At 49.6% G+C, this 15555-nt stretch carries 15 protein-coding genes and 1 tRNA gene; 10 read left to right on the forward strand and 6 right to left on the reverse strand.

Annotated elements, in window-relative coordinates:
* Positions 1-199: 199 nt before the first annotated feature.
* From rpsU to rpoD, 3 genes are all read left to right on the forward strand, one after another.
* On the forward strand, positions 200-415 hold the full coding sequence (rpsU, locus tag PMPD1_RS19305) for a 30S ribosomal protein S21 (protein WP_001144069.1): 216 nt from the start codon (positions 200-202) through the stop codon (positions 413-415).
* Positions 416-534: 119 nt separating this feature from the next.
* On the forward strand, positions 535-2280 hold the full coding sequence (dnaG, locus tag PMPD1_RS19310; protein WP_173635575.1) for a DNA primase: 1746 nt from the start codon (positions 535-537) through the stop codon (positions 2278-2280).
* Positions 2281-2477: 197 nt separating this feature from the next.
* The gene (gene rpoD, locus PMPD1_RS19315) at positions 2478-4322 is read left to right on the forward strand and encodes an RNA polymerase sigma factor RpoD (protein WP_173635576.1); all 1845 of its coding nucleotides are present in this window, start codon (positions 2478-2480) and stop codon (positions 4320-4322) included.
* A gap of 58 nt (positions 4323-4380) precedes the next feature.
* On the opposite strand, the gene mug is transcribed toward rpoD, so the two are convergent.
* Positions 4381-4908, reverse strand: coding sequence for a G/U mismatch-specific DNA glycosylase (gene mug / locus PMPD1_RS19320; protein WP_173635577.1), 528 nt, complete (start codon positions 4906-4908; stop codon positions 4381-4383).
* 1 nt (position 4909) lies between these two features.
* Entirely contained in the window at positions 4910-5506 is a 597-nt protein-coding gene (locus PMPD1_RS19325; protein WP_173635578.1) for a TetR/AcrR family transcriptional regulator, read from the reverse strand.
* Positions 5507-5813: 307 nt separating this feature from the next.
* Between PMPD1_RS19325 and PMPD1_RS19330 the strand changes: the two genes are divergently transcribed.
* From PMPD1_RS19330 to PMPD1_RS19340, 3 genes are all read left to right on the forward strand, one after another.
* Positions 5814-5889: transfer RNA gene (locus PMPD1_RS19330), tRNA-Ile, on the forward strand.
* Positions 5890-6286: 397 nt separating this feature from the next.
* Positions 6287-7354 carry an acyltransferase family protein gene (locus PMPD1_RS19335; protein WP_173635579.1) on the forward strand — a complete coding sequence of 356 codons (1068 nt, stop codon included), beginning with the start codon at positions 6287-6289 and terminating at the stop codon, positions 7352-7354.
* A gap of 196 nt (positions 7355-7550) precedes the next feature.
* Positions 7551-8057, forward strand: a complete 507-nt coding sequence (locus PMPD1_RS19340) for a GNAT family N-acetyltransferase (protein ID WP_173635580.1) — start codon at positions 7551-7553, stop codon at positions 8055-8057.
* A 176-nt stretch (positions 8058-8233) separates the two neighbouring features.
* On the opposite strand, the gene PMPD1_RS19345 is transcribed toward PMPD1_RS19340, so the two are convergent.
* Positions 8234-9067, reverse strand: a complete 834-nt coding sequence (locus PMPD1_RS19345) for an SDR family oxidoreductase (protein WP_173636290.1) — start codon at positions 9065-9067, stop codon at positions 8234-8236.
* 92 nt (positions 9068-9159) lie between these two features.
* On the opposite strand from PMPD1_RS19345, the gene PMPD1_RS19350 reads away from it, so the two are divergent.
* Positions 9160-10062 (forward strand): LysR family transcriptional regulator, encoded by a 903-nt coding sequence (locus PMPD1_RS19350; protein ID WP_173635581.1) that lies wholly within the window; start codon positions 9160-9162, stop codon positions 10060-10062.
* A gap of 122 nt (positions 10063-10184) precedes the next feature.
* Here the strand turns inward: PMPD1_RS19350 and PMPD1_RS19355 are convergent, their stop codons facing one another.
* Positions 10185-11027, reverse strand: coding sequence for an SDR family NAD(P)-dependent oxidoreductase (locus PMPD1_RS19355; protein ID WP_173635582.1), 843 nt, complete (start codon positions 11025-11027; stop codon positions 10185-10187).
* Between the two features lie 125 nt (positions 11028-11152).
* Here PMPD1_RS19355 and PMPD1_RS19360 point away from each other — a divergent pair, with 125 nt between their 5' ends.
* A complete protein-coding gene (locus tag PMPD1_RS19360; protein ID WP_173635583.1) occupies positions 11153-11779 on the forward strand; it encodes a TetR/AcrR family transcriptional regulator in 627 nt (208 codons plus the stop codon).
* Positions 11780-11964: 185 nt separating this feature from the next.
* Positions 11965-12444 carry a carboxymuconolactone decarboxylase family protein gene (locus PMPD1_RS19365; RefSeq protein WP_173635584.1) on the forward strand — a complete coding sequence of 160 codons (480 nt, stop codon included), beginning with the start codon at positions 11965-11967 and terminating at the stop codon, positions 12442-12444.
* Positions 12445-12503: 59 nt separating this feature from the next.
* On the opposite strand, the gene PMPD1_RS19370 is transcribed toward PMPD1_RS19365, so the two are convergent.
* Positions 12504-13313: a 5'-nucleotidase, lipoprotein e(P4) family gene (locus PMPD1_RS19370; RefSeq protein WP_173635585.1), complete on the reverse strand. Its 810-nt coding sequence runs from the start codon at positions 13311-13313 to the stop codon at positions 12504-12506.
* Between the two features lie 142 nt (positions 13314-13455).
* On the opposite strand from PMPD1_RS19370, the gene PMPD1_RS19375 reads away from it, so the two are divergent.
* Positions 13456-14172, forward strand: coding sequence for a purine nucleoside phosphorylase YfiH/LACC1 family protein (locus PMPD1_RS19375; RefSeq protein WP_173635586.1), 717 nt, complete (start codon positions 13456-13458; stop codon positions 14170-14172).
* A gap of 45 nt (positions 14173-14217) precedes the next feature.
* Here the strand turns inward: PMPD1_RS19375 and PMPD1_RS19380 are convergent, their stop codons facing one another.
* Complete coding sequence (locus PMPD1_RS19380; RefSeq protein WP_173635587.1) at positions 14218-15537, reverse strand: gluconate:H+ symporter; 1320 nt, start codon at positions 15535-15537, stop codon at positions 14218-14220.
* Positions 15538-15555 lie beyond the last annotated feature (18 nt).

Here is a 15555-nt window from a genome sequence, read left to right on the forward strand (position 1 = left end):
ATAATCACGCCTAATGTTGCCGTTTAATGTATACTCAACGCCCTGAAAAAACCGGCAGCCGCACAGGCGCTTCTGTTGGTTTCCTTCTTCTATGGTGCTTTACAACGCAGCCTGTGTTGGAGTAGAATTCCGCACCATTTTGAAATGAGCTGGCACTGACGTCAGCCGCAAAACCGAATTTTATCGAGGTGAGAGTTACATGCCGGTAATTAAAGTACGTGAAAACGAGCCGTTCGACGTAGCACTGCGTCGCTTCAAGCGTTCCTGTGAGAAAGCAGGCGTTCTGGCCGAAGTTCGTCGTCGTGAGTTCTATGAAAAACCGACTACCGAACGTAAGCGCGCAAAAGCTTCAGCAGTTAAACGCCACGCGAAGAAACTGGCTCGCGAAAACGCACGCCGCACTCGTCTGTACTAATTTCCTCCGGAGGTTATCCTCCAGCGCGTGTTAAGCGCAGACAGAGTCATGTTAAGAGGCCGTGCTTTCCGAAAGGAAGCGCGGCTTGTTGTCGTTTATGAGCTGAACAACCGGGGCTTATGGCTGGACGAATTCCACGCGTATTTATCAATGACTTGCTTGCTCGCACGGACATCGTGGATCTGATCGATGTTCGGGTGAAATTAAAAAAGCAGGGCAAAAACTATCACGCATGTTGTCCCTTCCATAACGAAAAAACCCCCTCTTTCACCGTCAATGGTGAAAAGCAGTTTTATCACTGTTTCGGCTGTGGCGCCCACGGCAATGCTATTGATTTCCTGATGAATTACGATCGTCTGGAATTCGTTGAAAGCATTGAAGAGCTCGCGACGCTTTACGGGCTGGAAGTGCCGTATGAAAGCGGTAGCGGCCCAAGCCAACTGGAGCGTCATCAGCGCCAAAGTCTGTATCAGTTAATGAGCGGGCTAAGTACCTTTTATCAACAGGCGCTAACGCAGAGCAGCGCGGCCCAGGCCAGAGAGTATCTGGCAAAACGCGGTTTGAGCGATGAAGTCGTCGAACATTTTGCGATTGGTTTCGCGCCCGCCGGCTGGGACAATGCGCTGAAGCGGTTTGGTCGTAATCAGGAAGATCGCCAATCGTTGATTGATGCCGGAATGTTAGTGACCAACGATCAAGGGCGCAGTTACGATCGTTTTCGTGAACGCGTGATGTTTCCCATTCGCGATAAACGCGGGCGTGTAATTGGCTTTGGCGGTCGCGTATTAGGCGATGGTACGCCAAAATATCTGAACTCGCCGGAAACCGATATTTTTCATAAAGGCCGTCAGCTCTATGGCCTATATGAAGCGCAAAAAAACCATCCTGAACCAACGCGGCTGCTGGTGGTGGAAGGATATATGGATGTGGTGGCGCTGGCGCAATTTGGTATTGATTATGCCGTAGCCTCGCTAGGCACTTCGACCACCGCCGATCATATTCAGCTTCTTTTTCGCAGCACGGATAATGTGATTTGCTGTTATGACGGCGATCGGGCTGGCCGCGAAGCAGCATGGCGCGCTCTGGAAACAGCATTACCTTACATGAATGACGGTCGTCAGCTACGCTTTATGTTTCTACCTGATGGCGAAGACCCCGATACGTTGGTACGTAAAGAGGGTAAAGCAGCCTTCGAAGCGCGGATGGAACAGGCGATGCCGCTCTCAACTTTCCTGTTTGACTCGCTGTTGCCGCAGGTGGATTTGAGTTCACGCGACGGGCGTACGCGTCTTAGCACGCTGGCGCTACCGCTGATTAGTCAGATCCCTGGCGACACGTTACGTATCTATCTTCGTCAGGAGTTGGGTAACAAGCTGGGGATTTTGGATGACAGCCAGTTGGAAAAACTGCTGCCAAAACAGATTGAGAAGAACGCGCCTGCCGCGCCGCCGCAGCTAAAACGCACCACCATGCGTATACTGGTTGGCTTGCTGGTGCAAAATCCGCGTCTCGCAGCGATGGTGCCTTCATTGCAAGGGCTGGAGTTATCGGGGATGGCAGGGCTGCCGCTTTTTGTGGAGTTAGTAAATACTTGCATCGCCAATCCTGGCCTGACAACCGGACAGCTACTAGAGTTATATCGCGGAACAAAATTTAGCCAGCACCTTGAAACCCTGGCAACATGGAACCACATGATAGTAGATGAAGAAGTCGACATCATGTTTCAGGACGCGCTGGCCAGCATGTACAACGCCGCGCTGGAGCAGCGTCAGGAAGAGTTGATCGCCCGTGACCGCACCCAGGGGCTAAATGCCGATGAACGGCGTGAGTTGTGGTCGCTTAATCAGGCGCTGGCGAAGAAGTAACGACATGATTATGCCAGCAGGCGTTAGCCTGTGAAGCAACAGAATTCAGCGGCTTAAGTGCCGATTATCATTCAGGTATTGAACCTGAAAGCCGCAACGAAGGCAGCGGCAATAACCTAAAAGCCTTCAACTGTTATTGTTGGCTGAGAATGGCCGACCGACACCTAACAAATTAACAGAAGTGTGGATACCGTCTTATGGAGCAAAACCCGCAGTCACAGCTGAAGCTACTTGTCACCCGTGGTAAGGAGCAAGGCTATCTGACCTATGCCGAGGTCAATGACCATCTGCCGGAAGATATCGTCGACTCCGATCAGATCGAAGACATCATCCAGATGATCAACGACATGGGTATTCAGGTGGTGGAAGAAGCCCCTGATGCCGATGATCTGATGCTAAACGAAAACAGCGCTGATACGGACGAAGATGCGGCTGAAGCGGCAGCTCAGGTGTTATCCAGCGTAGAATCTGAAATTGGGCGCACCACCGACCCGGTTCGCATGTACATGCGCGAAATGGGTACCGTAGAACTGTTGACGCGTGAGGGCGAAATCGACATCGCTAAGCGTATCGAAGACGGTATCAATCAGGTTCAATGCTCCGTTGCTGAATACCCAGAAGCCATCACCTATCTGCTTGAACAGTATGATCGCGTTGAGGCAGGTGAAACACGCCTTTCCGATCTGATTACCGGCTTTGTCGATCCGAACGCTGAAGAGGATATGGCGCCTACCGCCACGCACGTAGGTTCCGAGCTCTCTGCCGAAGAGCGCGACGATGACGATGAGGAAGATGAAGATAGCGATGACGACAGCTCTGACGATGATAACAGTATCGATCCAGAGTTAGCGCGCGAGAAATTCGTCGAGCTGCGCGATCAGTACGAAACCACTCGTACGGTGATTAAAGCGAAAGGCCGCAGCCATGCTGATGCGCTGGCTGAGATCCAGAACCTGTCTGATGTTTTCAAACAGTTCCGTCTGGTGCCGAAGCAGTTTGATTATCTGGTCAACAATATGCGTGCCATGATGGATCGCGTTCGTACCCAAGAACGCATCATTATGAAACTCTGTGTTGAACTGTGCAAAATGCCGAAGAAAAACTTCATTACGCTGTTTACCGGTAATGAAACCAGCGAAACTTGGTTCCAGGCCGCGCTGGCGATGAATAAACCGTGGTCGGAAAAACTGCATGAAGTGGCCGATGACGTTCAACGTAGCCGCCAGAAACTGTTGCAGATTGAAGAAGAGACCGGTTTGACCATCGAGCAGGTCAAAGACATCAACCGTCGCATGTCAATCGGCGAAGCGAAAGCGCGCCGGGCGAAGAAAGAGATGGTGGAAGCGAACTTACGTTTGGTGATTTCGATCGCGAAGAAATATACCAACCGTGGCTTGCAGTTCCTCGACCTGATTCAGGAAGGTAACATTGGCCTGATGAAAGCGGTGGATAAGTTTGAATACCGTCGCGGCTATAAGTTCTCCACCTATGCCACTTGGTGGATTCGTCAGGCGATCACGCGTTCTATCGCTGACCAGGCGCGTACCATCCGTATTCCGGTGCATATGATTGAGACGATTAATAAACTCAACCGTATTTCACGCCAGATGCTGCAAGAAATGGGACGTGAGCCGACGCCGGAAGAGTTGGCCGAGCGGATGCTGATGCCGGAAGATAAGATCCGCAAGGTGCTGAAAATCGCTAAAGAGCCCATCTCTATGGAGACGCCGATTGGTGATGATGAAGATTCACATCTGGGTGATTTTATTGAAGACACCACGCTGGAACTGCCGCTGGATTCCGCCACCTCGGAAAGCCTACGTTCTGCGACGCATGATGTGTTAGCCGGTTTAACCGCGCGTGAAGCGAAGGTGCTGCGTATGCGCTTTGGTATTGATATGAATACCGACCATACGCTGGAAGAAGTCGGTAAGCAGTTTGATGTTACCCGTGAGCGTATTCGCCAGATTGAAGCGAAAGCGTTGCGTAAACTGCGTCACCCGAGCCGTTCGGAAGTATTGCGTAGCTTCCTCGACGACTAATCGCCTTCCGCAGTTGCATAAAAGGCTTCCCTCTGGAAGCCTTTTTTATTATCAAACGCTAGCGCCCACGCACTGCCAGTGCGGTATCCAACTGACGGTATGCCGCTGCCATCTCTTCTAAAGAGGCGCGATTCAGGCCGCTCGGATTGGGCAACACCCATACTTCCGTAGCGCCAAGGGTCACTGGCTGTTTGCCCCACTCCACCCGGCGTTGACCAAAAGCCCGTTTAAATGCCTCCTTGCCCAAAATAGCCAGCGCTTGCGGTTGATAGCGTTCTATTTTTTCTATCAATACCTTGCCGCCAGTGCGTAACTCTTCTGAAGTCAACTCCGTTGCTTGCTGGGTTGGACGCTCGACCAGCATCGTGATCCCACAACCGGTATCTAACAGCGCCATTTCTTCTTCCGGCTTCAGCAAGCGCGTGGTAAACCCGGCCAGCCAAATGGTTTTCCAGAAACGGTTACCGGGATGAGCGAAATGAAACCCTTTATGGGCCGATGATTTACCCGGATTGATGCCACAAAATACCACCCGCAAGCCGGGTGCGAGAATATCGGTAATCGCGTTATCGCTGTGATTTTCCATCTTATCCTGCCGTGATATTTTCGCCGAGGCCAACACGGTGTTTAATGCTCTGACGCGACACCAACAATATATGCTCCGCATGTTGCTCATGCGGGCAAGCGCGGGCTAACGCCATTGCGCCAATCATTTCCGACAACATTGAGACCGCCAGTACGTCGGGCTGCGGTAATCTCAGCGTAGTTAGGCATTTAGCTAATAGCGCCTGCATTTGTGTTACGCCATTGGCAAAATTATCGCGAGCGGTTCTGGATAAACGCGCGGCCTCGCCAGATAACGCCGGGAGCGGGCAACTCTCACCCGGCGCATTACGAACTGCCATTGAGAGGTAAGCATCAATAAACTGGCTGAGCCCTTCTGCGGTATCCGATTGCAGGCTGCTGCGAAGTTTTTCCAGCGTCTGCTCAAAGATATACGCAATGACATTCGCCACTAAATCATCGCGCGAGGCAAAGTGAGCATAAAAACCGCCGTGCGTTAGGCCAGCCCGCTTCATTAACGCCGCAACACCAATTCCCTCGGTTCCCTGTTCACGCATTGCGACGGCGGCTTCTGCCAGAATACGTTGCCGGGTGCGAGCTTTATGATTAAGTGCTTCCATTATTTTCTCCACGCCGCGCGTCTTCTTCGACATTACGGCCTTATTGACAGCTTTTACCCATCATAATTATTACAACCATCATATTCAAAGCCTGATACAGAGGAAAATGGCGGTTTTGCACCTGTGCTCACCTAAGTTGGCGCAAATGTGCAAAATAAGCCGCCTCCACTGGCAGCTTGAATCAGCGCTATTCGATAATGCTTTAGGATTCAGAGGGTTTCGCCATCGGGCAATTGCTTTAAAAAGCATCAACCGGTCGCGTATTGCTGGATTGAAACGGCGAGTTCCTTTATAATCCCGCCCCGCAGGCCCCTTAGCTCAGTGGTTAGAGCAGGCGACTCATAATCGCTTGGTCGCTGGTTCAAGTCCAGCAGGGGCCACCAAATCTTAAAAAAAAGAAGGCACAACCCATTATATCTATTGACTTTTTTAGCCATTGATAGTAGGTGTCTCAGTAAGAAACTTTTTTTGGCTGGAGGTTAAATAAGATTTTTTGTGAACTTATCGACTGTGTTCGTTATTTGTACAAAATAAATAGCTTGGTTAGGCCAGTTACAGTAGATTAAGTGTTCCAGCCTTCACTTATAGTAAGATTCCTAAAATAGCAATGTTAACTGTTAAGTTTGTAACGACTTCTCTATACGCCACTAAAAGGGGGTATTAAGAGAGGCTTCCACCTTAGTTTAGAAAGTACATTCATAAACGTCTACATGAGACATAACATAACTCTGATAGTTTATCTTTTACTGTAAACTCAACTTACTAGCTCTGATTTATAAAATGAAACTAACAAATATTCAAATCGGAAGGGGAATAGCGGCAATATTGGTTGTTTTCCATCATTTATACATACCTCAATTAAAAAGCATCTATCCCGAATCCTTTATATTTAAACACCTTAACACATCATTTATTGGTGATTTTTCAGTATACTTCTTCTTCTGCATTAGTGGGTATGTAATGATGTTATCATGCCACAGAGGAGACAAAACACCTCTACATTTTATTAAAGATAGAATTAGCAGAATCTATCCAATATATATTTTTTGGACCTTGTTTTTTATTTTATTTTACTTTCTAACTAAAAGCTCATTTCCTTGGTTAATACGACTTAATTATATACCAAAAAATAGCCTAGAATATATACATGCATTTTCTCTTATACCACCACTATTTAATGGTGAAAATTTTGCCACCCCCTTGGCTACTGCATGGAGTTTAGTTTATGAAGTTTTTTTCTATATCATTTTCGCGCTGTTATTAGTTTTCATAGAAGTAAGAAAAATACCCACTTTCTTAATAGTTTTATTTTTTATCTCATTTTTAACGATAAATTCATTATTTGGACCAGGAAGGCACAGATGGGTTTTTCTTCCCTATATAGTATCTGATCTAATAAATATATGTTTTGCGGTAGGTGCTTCATTATTTTACGTGCGAAAAATAAACATAGATTCTAACCTTAAAAAGTACTGCCCTTACATTATTTTTTTGATATTAATTGGGTTAAGCTTATTAAAAAACATTTATAATGAAAAGGTTAGCCTTATCGTATTGACATGTGTAACTTTTTATCTTCTGCTTAACACTGATTTCAAAGATTCTCCGCTTCAGCGTTTTTTTAGCTACTTAGGAGATGCTTCTTACAGTATATATTTAACGCATATCGCATTTTCATCTCTTAGCTGGATTGCAATAAAAAAAGGGTGGGAGTTTGGGCTGATACTTACACTCAGCTCTATAGTTTTCGGTTGTGCGTCTTTTAAATATATCGAGAAGCCACTAACAAAATTTATAAGAAAATTATTTCTCCAACGTACAAATAACATTCCCTATAACACAAACTAGTTAGCGCTAATAGTTAGCTAATGGAACTAGCTAACTATTACTGTACCTAACTCGAAATCGTTTGCCATTAAGAAACAGAATGCTGACACGATACGCCACCAGTGCTACTGTGGCCTGCAGAAAGAAAGCAGTGATCAGATAATCGGTTGCCGTTGAGCTTCCTGGTAATTAGCCGATGAGATACCACGAGGACATAATGAAGATTGAGTCATTACTCAGCCTATCAGAAAGCCATGATCAATTAGTCGCCTTATTAAATGATTGCGTGGAAAGTGGTGCATCCGTTGGTTTTCTTGCGCCACTGGAAGCCGGGGAAGCGGAACGTTACTGGCAAGGTATGGCAGCCGATCTGGCAGAGGGCACTCGTACATTATTGGTCGCGCGTGAAACGGGACGTATCGCAGGTGCCGTGCAGATTAGCTATTGCCCGAAGAAAAACGGCAGTCACCGTGCCGAAGTGGAAAAACTGATGGTGCATACGGCCTTTCGTCAGCGCGGCATTGCTCAGCAATTAATGGCAGAAGTCGAACGTCAGGCGCTGGCTAATCAGCGCACCCTATTGGTATTGGATACGCGCACCGGCGACACGGCATCTATTTTGTATCGGAAAGCGGGTTATCAGGAAGCAGGCCAGATCCCACAGTTCGCCCGCAGTTCGGCAGGAACATTGGACGGCACGACTTTCTTTTACAAGTTGTTATGAAGCCCTTAGGTGAAAGGTAAGTTATTGATGAATATAATTAAAACCCCACTCACCAGAGTCAGCTTAAGATGGCTCTTTTGCTAAATTAAACTCATATTTTGACAAGCACTTACCTCCCCCAAACTCGTTCACAACGTTGTTTGCCTGCTGTTATTCAAAGCGTGATTCTGTACCCTTCACTCCCCCTTATCCACACTCATCGCCACTGCCCGGTTTTCTTCAAGAACATCTAAGCGGGTATTTAATGCCGCGCGAATTGAGTGGTACGCCTTGCTGCCCAAAGCCAGACGGAAAGGCGGCGCATCTGCATCTGTTGCGGTAATGATCGCCTCCACTGTTTTAGCGGCATCACCATTAATAGCAATACTTCCATTTGCCAGCCCTCTGCGCACTTCACCGGCAGGCGTGTTGTCATAACAGGCCATCGGTTCGGCCATATCTACTCCACTAGCGAAATTAGTTTCCGTCGGCCCTGGTTCGGCGATCAAAAAATCAATGCCAAATGGCGCAACTTCCTGGGCAACAGACTCAATAAATCCTTCAATACCCCATTTGGTGGCATGATACAGGCTGAAATTTGGCCACGCCATCTGCCCGCCTTCAGATGAGATCTGAACAATACGCCCTCCTCCCTGCTGACGCAGATAGGGCAATGCTGCGCGAATAAGCTGGATCGGGCCGGTAAGATTGGTCGCAATTTGGCGGTCAATCTGCGCATCGCTAACCTCTTCCGAGGCGCCGAACAACCCGTATCCGGCGTTACTGACCAGCACATCAATACGCATGGCGTGCCCGAACGCCTGCTGTACGACACGGCGTAGAGAGGCCGTATCCGTCATGTCGAGTAACAGGACATGCAATTGCTCACCATATTGCGCTATCAAACTATCCAACGCGCCGGGCTTACGCAAGGTGGCGATCACGTTATCGCCGCGCGCCAGCAGACGCTCCGTCATCAATCGCCCGAGGCCGGTCGAGGTACCGGTAATAAACCACGTTTTGTTGCTCATCATTGTTCTCCACGAAAGGAATTAACCACTCACATAGGTTATGGCACTATGATTGGTATGATAAGGCGCAACAAATTGCATAAAGAGGTGAAATGAAATCACCAATTAAAAGTCCAACGCTTTCTGATCTAAAAGCGTTTATGGCGGTGGCGCAGCAACGCAGTTTTCGCCGCGCAGCCGATTTGTCTGGCGTTACCCGGTCTACGCTAAGCCATGCCATTCGTGGGCTGGAGGCGCGTCTGGGCGTTCGCTTATTGCATCGCACGACGCGCAGCGTGGCCCTGACCGAAGCCGGTGAAGAATTATTACGCCGTATTTCACCCCATCTGAGTGGCCTTGAGCAGGCGCTGGAGGAAGTTGCGGATACGCAAGGACAATTGCTTGGCACGCTACGAATTAATGGCGGCGAAGAAGCCATTCACCAATTGCTACACACCATTGTGCCGGGCTATATGGCGCGTTATCCAGGCGTGGCGCTGGACTTGGTAGTGGATGGCAAACTGGTCGATATTGTCGCCGAGGGATTTGATGCGGGTATCCGGCTGGCAGAAGATGTGCCTGCCGATATGGTGGCGGTGCGTTTTGGCGAGGATGTACGCTTCCTAACAGTCGCTGCTCCATCGTATCTGGCGCGCCATCCAGCCCCCAACGTGCCAGACGATCTGGCGCAGCATCAATGCATTCGCCAACGTCTACCCAGCGGCAAACGTTACCGCTGGGAGTTTTCCCGTCATGGGCAAAGCATCACGCTGGATGTTCCCGGAACCTTGACGTTGAACAGTTCACCATTGATGGTAGACGCAGCGATTAAAGGGCTCGGAATCGCTTATATACCAGCCGTTCATGCCCGGGCCGCGCTAAATGATGGCCGTCTGGTCACCGTTCTGGAACCCTGGTGTCCCCCCATTCCCGGCCTGTGTCTTTGGTTTCCGGCTAACCGCCATATGCCTGCCAGTTTGCGTGCGCTGATCGATATGATTAGAGAAAAATCATGAATCAAAATCCCATTTGCTGATTATTTATCAGCGGCAAATACCAATACCCAACTCTATAAAAGAATGGGTTGGGTACCCATTACGCTATTTTAGCCATGGACCATGGCTGATTAATGATCGCGTTATTGTCCACGATGAGAGTTACCTTGAGCCGCGTTTGAAACCTCAGCCCATTTATCCCATGTTGCTAAACGCTCTGCATAAACTTCACGAATGATAGGCAAAGACATCGACCCCAATAACAAACGAAGAGGAGGATTAGGGGAATCCACCACGGCTAAAATAGCTTCAGAAGTCGCGTTAGGATCGCCAAACACCTCGGGAGTGAACAGCGTATATAAACTTTCACGCAATGCATCGTAATGCGTGATTGGCACCGCATGTTTGATCGACGCGTCACTCATAAAGTCAGTGGTAAATGCGCCGGGCTCAATCAGGGTAACATTGATACCAAAACTACCCACTTCCGAAGCCAGCGTCTCAGCCATACCTTCCACGGCATACTTAGATGCCTGATATAATCCGACAGTCGGGAAAGTAACCACTCCCCCGATACTCGAAACCGGGAGTATATGGCCTCCTCCCTGGAGACGTAATAATGGCAGCGCGGCCTGAATAACGGATAATGTGCCAAAAACATTGGTCTCAAAATTCGCTCTTACATCCTCAAGTGATACTTCTTCAACCGCACCTATAAGCCCATATCCCGCATTACTCAAAATGACGTCTAATCGACCAAAATGCTTATGTGCTTGATTAACGACTTTAAAAACTTCACCACGGTCCGTCACGTCAAGCTGCAGGGCCAAAACAGCGTCCCCATAACTTTCGACCAATCCCGCTAAAGATTTTATATTACGTGCGGTTGCGACAACTTTATCACCACGCTGTAATGCTGCTTCGGCCCAAACGCGGCCAAATCCACGCGATGAACCGGTGATAAACCATACTTTTTGCTTAGTCATTGCAGAATCCTTGTGAATAAAGGGTGGGATGAGCAAACTAGAGCAGTAAGATTTTATGGAAACAAAAATACTGCAGTCACTGCATAAATATATTGCAGTGACTGCAAAAATACAAGGTATGATCTATGGCACGAACCTCTAACACTGAACCAGAACAGCCCCGCAAAGAAGGTCTTCGTGAACGAAAACGACGCGAAACGCTACAGCGTATTGCCGAAACGGGCCTAAAACTGTTCCTGGAACTGGGCTACGACGCCACCACGCTGGAAGCGATAGCCGCCGCTTCAGGTATCTCTCCGCGCACCTTTTTTCATTATTTCAAGACCAAGGATGAAATTTTACAGTACTGGCAAGGTGAAGAATTTTTTGAGGCTTTACGCCCATTGATGTTAGAAGAATCAACACAACAAGCTCCGTTAGATGCTGCGTTTAATTGTCTTTTGAAGCTTACCGAGTTGTACGAAGATGAGCGTTCAATCATGGTCGATCGCATCATGCAATCAAGCAATACGCTCAAGCTACGCAAGCAAACCCTGTTTGTTGAAATGGAAGAAGGGGTATTTACCGCCCTTATTGAATTATGGCCCGAGCCAGGTTCTCGCCCCGCGTTGAAAATAGCGGCGATGGTGGCAATTGGCACGATGCGTTTAGCGGTGGAGGAATGGCGGAGAGAAAGTGGTCAGCGCCCTCTGGCTTACCACTTCAGGGCCACATTTGCGCTATTGAATCGTGTTGGTATTGCCGCGATCTAAATCCGTTTCGTTCTTCGCTGATACAACTTGGCCCATACAAAATACCCGTTTTTGGCTCTATTACCTTAGTCCATTAGGCGACATTATCGAACGCGAACAGGAAGTTTACGGCGGGCGATCGCCAGAAGTCATCACGTGCAGGCGCGGAATGCGGCCCGTTTGGTTCTCTCAATAAGGTAAATAACATGAGTCAACGTCTGGATTATTTTAAAGTTTCCCCGGCACTGGCAAAAAAATATCTCGATTTCAGCACCTCATTGCGCACGGTGCCGGTGATTAGCGAAGTGTCTGATTTAGTGACTATCCGCGCCTCACAAATCAATGGCTGCGGCTTCTGTCTGGATATGCATGTAAAGGAAGCGAAGATTCACGGGGAGCGTGAACTGCGTTTGCACCATATCGCGATCTGGCGCGAATCCACACTGTTTTCCCCGCGTGAACGCGCGGCGCTCGCCTGGACCGAAGCGCTCACCACGCTTTCACCACATGGCGTTTCCGATGCGGTGTATACCCAGGTACGTGAACAATTCACCGAGCGCGAGATTTCCGATCTCACCTTCCTGGTGGTGGGGATTAATGGCTGGAACCGTCTGAGCGTCGCCTTTCAGACCGTTCCAGGATCCTCTGATGCCGCGTTTGGCCTTGATAAAGCCGGGCTAAATTAAGCCGCGCTGCAATCATCCTGCTGCCAGGCCGATACTTACAGTGAAGTTGGCGGCGAGAATTATTTGCCATCCCAGGCTTTTAAGTTCGCCGCGCGCGTTTGTAATTTCTGTTGCGACGAGAGTTTGTTATACCCATCGGCAAGGCCGCTTTCCCAATCACCATACAACGGGTTAGGCAATATAATAAATTGGGTGCCAAACAACCGATGGTTCTGACTTACAAAGCTGCGGCGCTGCGGGTTGCCTTGGTGCCAGGTCGCGCCGCCGAAATCATTCAGGTTATCGCCGATATACAGCACAACGTTGTAGCCTTCGGCCTTAATCGCGTCAAAGCGCGTCTGCTTATTGGAACTGTCGCTACTCAGACGTACGGTTTTCTGATTAACGCCCGGAAAGCCAAGGCGCTGTAGGTTCTCAACCGTGGCGGCGTAATCGTTTTTACTACGATTCGAAACATAGAACATGGTACCGCCGTGGCTATTAACATATTGCGCGAAACTGACAGCGCCGGGGATCGCCGTCGCCTGACGCGCCTGCGTCCAACGAGACCAGGTATCATCCGCAAACGGCTTACCGGCTTTGACTTGCCACGCGCTATAGGCACTGTTATCAATCATGGTTTCATCCAGATCGACCACCACCGCTTTCGGTTTCCCGGTCAGCGATGGCGCGTTATCGAAGGCGAGCGTGGCAAAGTTAAACGCCTGATATGCCAGCGCCTGATATTCGCCCGATTGTTGGAACCAGTTTAACGCCATCACCGATTGTTGATTGAGCTGGTCGGTTGCCTGCTGCTCAGCATTTTGCGCACAACCAGCCAGCGTCAACAGCATCACTACCGATGCGCCACAGAGCGAAACTTTGTTCATTTTTTTCATCCTTTTTGCTCTCAACGGAAAGGGAAAAGCATTGTCACAATGACGCCGCCACAAAAAGCTTTAAAAATGTAGCATTTAACGCGTAACGTATCGGGAACAAATCGTCAGAAATGCGTGTTGGGAGAAAAAATGTATGCATAGCGCGACACATTCACGCTCTTCTGCCCTGCTGGACTCGTTAGGTTGGGTAGAACATGCGTTTTTACCGGCAGGTGAAAGACCGGCGGAACACACCGCCTTTGCGCATCAACGCCACACCGCTACCGTGGTACTCGATGCCGAAGCCTTCCCGCCCAAAAGTCATGAAGCCGATGGCGTCATTAGCATCACCACACGCCCGGTCGCGGTGTATACCGCCGATTGTCTGCCCATTTTAATTGCCGATACGCGTCAACGTCACGTCGCGGCAGTACATGCCGGACTGAAAGGCGCACTGGCTGGCGTGATAGGTAGCGCGGTGGAGCGTCTGCTCACGCTTGGCGCCACCGCAGATAGCCTATACGCGGCGATCGGCCCGGCAATCGGGCCATGCTGTTACGAATTAGGCCGCGATGTGCTGGATAAGATGCAGGAGAATCCACGGGTGATCACGCCAACGTGGCAGGAGATGCAGCCGCTTAATCCACACGCGGTTCGTCCACAGGCCTGCGGCAATAATAGCGGTGTTTGGTTTGATTTAGCCGGGCTAGGTCGACAAATGCTGCAACAGGCCGGTATTCCTGCCCGGCAAATTGATGTCCTTGAGGTTTGTACCTATTGCATGGCGGAACCCAATGCCAGCTACCGGCGCAATACGCATTTTAACCACGGTTATGCATCGCGTTTTTCTTGGATTGGACGGCGAGATTAAGTGAAAGAAGCTGGGGCCGGTGAAACCCGGCCCCCGCTGTTTTGATTAGTGAATTATCACGTTGAGGATCAATACACCTGCCAGGCCAAGGAAAGAGATCAAGGTTTCCAGCACCGTCCAGGTTTTCAGCGTATCAACCACGCTTAGATTGAAATACCCTTTGAACAGCCAGAACCCCGGATCGTTAACGTGTGACGCGATCACACTCCCCGAGCCGACCGCCAGCACCATCAACGCCGGATCGGTATGGGTCACGGCGATAATCGGCGTGACAATCCCGGCAGTAGTAATGGCGGCAACCGTTGCCGAGCCCAACGCCACACGCAGCATCGCCGCTACCGTCCAGCACATCAATAAGGGCGACAGCGAAGAGCCTTTCATCATATCCGCGATATAGTTGCCAACGCCGCTATCCACCAGCACCTGTTTAAAGGCACCGCCGCCGGCGATAATAAACACGATCATCGCGATCGCGCCAATTGAATCACCGCAGATGTCCATCACTTCGTCCATCTTACGACCATTACGCAGCCCGAGGGTAAACACCGCCACCACAATCGCAATAAACAGCGCAACCGCCGGGTTCCCGACAAACTCGAAGAATTGGCGTACGGCATTTTCTTTCGGCATCGTCAGTTCGCACACGGCCGAAATTGCCATCAGGATCACCGGGATTATTGCCGCGAAGATACTGATCCAGAAGCCCGGCATCTCCTCTTCTTTGAAGATGGTCGGATTGAATAACCCTTCCGGCGGCTTTCTTTCAAAGCTTTTCAAAAAGCGCGAGAAGATCGGCCCGGCGATGATCACCGTAGGAATGGTAATGATCATGCCATACAGCAAGGTGGTGCCGAGGTTAGCGTTAAAGATGGTGGCAATCGCCGTTGGGCCGGGATGCGGCGGCAGGAAGCAGTGTGTCACCGACAGGGCTGCAACCATAGGTACGCCGACATACAGCAACGGCATTTGTGCCGCCGCCACGATGGTAAACACCAGCGGAAGCAATAGAACAAAACCGACTTCATAAAACATGGCCAGACCAACAATCAAGCCGGTTAACACCAATGCCCATTGCAGATGTTTTTTACCAAATGCGGCAATCAGCGTTGTGGCGACGCGCTGCGCCGCGCCAGTGTCTGAGACCAGTCTTCCAAGCATGGCGCCAAAACCCAAGATCATCGCCAGCCCGCCCAGCGTACTGCCAATGCCTTTCTGGATCGAGGCCACCACTTCCAACGGCGTCATACCTTCGGCCACCCCGACAATCGCCGAGACGAAGACCAGAGCAATAAAACCGTTGACCTTGAAGACAATCATCAACACCAGTAATAACACGACGCCTATCGCTATTATTGTAATTGGCATGTTGGTTTCCTTTTAGGA

The sequence above is a fragment of the Paramixta manurensis genome (assembly GCF_013285385.1).
Taxonomy (GTDB): domain Bacteria; phylum Pseudomonadota; class Gammaproteobacteria; order Enterobacterales; family Enterobacteriaceae; genus Paramixta; species Paramixta manurensis.

Excerpts from the sequence above, each read along its gene's own strand:
- PMPD1_RS19375 (WP_173635586.1), top strand. The coding sequence starts at position 13,456 with ATGCATAGCGCGACACATTCACGCTCTTCTGCCCTGCTGGACTCGTTA.
- dnaG (WP_173635575.1), top strand. The coding sequence starts at position 535 with ATGGCTGGACGAATTCCACGCGTATTTATCAATGACTTGCTTGCTCGC.
- PMPD1_RS19365 (WP_173635584.1), top strand. The coding sequence starts at position 11,965 with ATGAGTCAACGTCTGGATTATTTTAAAGTTTCCCCGGCACTGGCAAAA.
- PMPD1_RS19370 (WP_173635585.1), bottom strand. The coding sequence starts at position 13,313 with ATGAACAAAGTTTCGCTCTGTGGCGCATCGGTAGTGATGCTGTTGACG.
- rpoD (WP_173635576.1), top strand. The coding sequence starts at position 2,478 with ATGGAGCAAAACCCGCAGTCACAGCTGAAGCTACTTGTCACCCGTGGT.
- PMPD1_RS19355 (WP_173635582.1), bottom strand. The coding sequence starts at position 11,027 with ATGACTAAGCAAAAAGTATGGTTTATCACCGGTTCATCGCGTGGATTT.
- mug (WP_173635577.1), bottom strand. The coding sequence starts at position 4,908 with ATGGAAAATCACAGCGATAACGCGATTACCGATATTCTCGCACCCGGC.
- PMPD1_RS19380 (WP_173635587.1), bottom strand. The coding sequence starts at position 15,537 with ATGCCAATTACAATAATAGCGATAGGCGTCGTGTTATTACTGGTGTTG.
- rpsU (WP_001144069.1), top strand. The coding sequence starts at position 200 with ATGCCGGTAATTAAAGTACGTGAAAACGAGCCGTTCGACGTAGCACTG.
- PMPD1_RS19340 (WP_173635580.1), top strand. The coding sequence starts at position 7,551 with ATGAAGATTGAGTCATTACTCAGCCTATCAGAAAGCCATGATCAATTA.
- PMPD1_RS19335 (WP_173635579.1), top strand. The coding sequence starts at position 6,287 with ATGAAACTAACAAATATTCAAATCGGAAGGGGAATAGCGGCAATATTG.
- PMPD1_RS19350 (WP_173635581.1), top strand. The coding sequence starts at position 9,160 with ATGAAATCACCAATTAAAAGTCCAACGCTTTCTGATCTAAAAGCGTTT.
- PMPD1_RS19325 (WP_173635578.1), bottom strand. The coding sequence starts at position 5,506 with ATGGAAGCACTTAATCATAAAGCTCGCACCCGGCAACGTATTCTGGCA.
- PMPD1_RS19345 (WP_173636290.1), bottom strand. The coding sequence starts at position 9,067 with ATGAGCAACAAAACGTGGTTTATTACCGGTACCTCGACCGGCCTCGGG.
- PMPD1_RS19360 (WP_173635583.1), top strand. The coding sequence starts at position 11,153 with ATGGCACGAACCTCTAACACTGAACCAGAACAGCCCCGCAAAGAAGGT.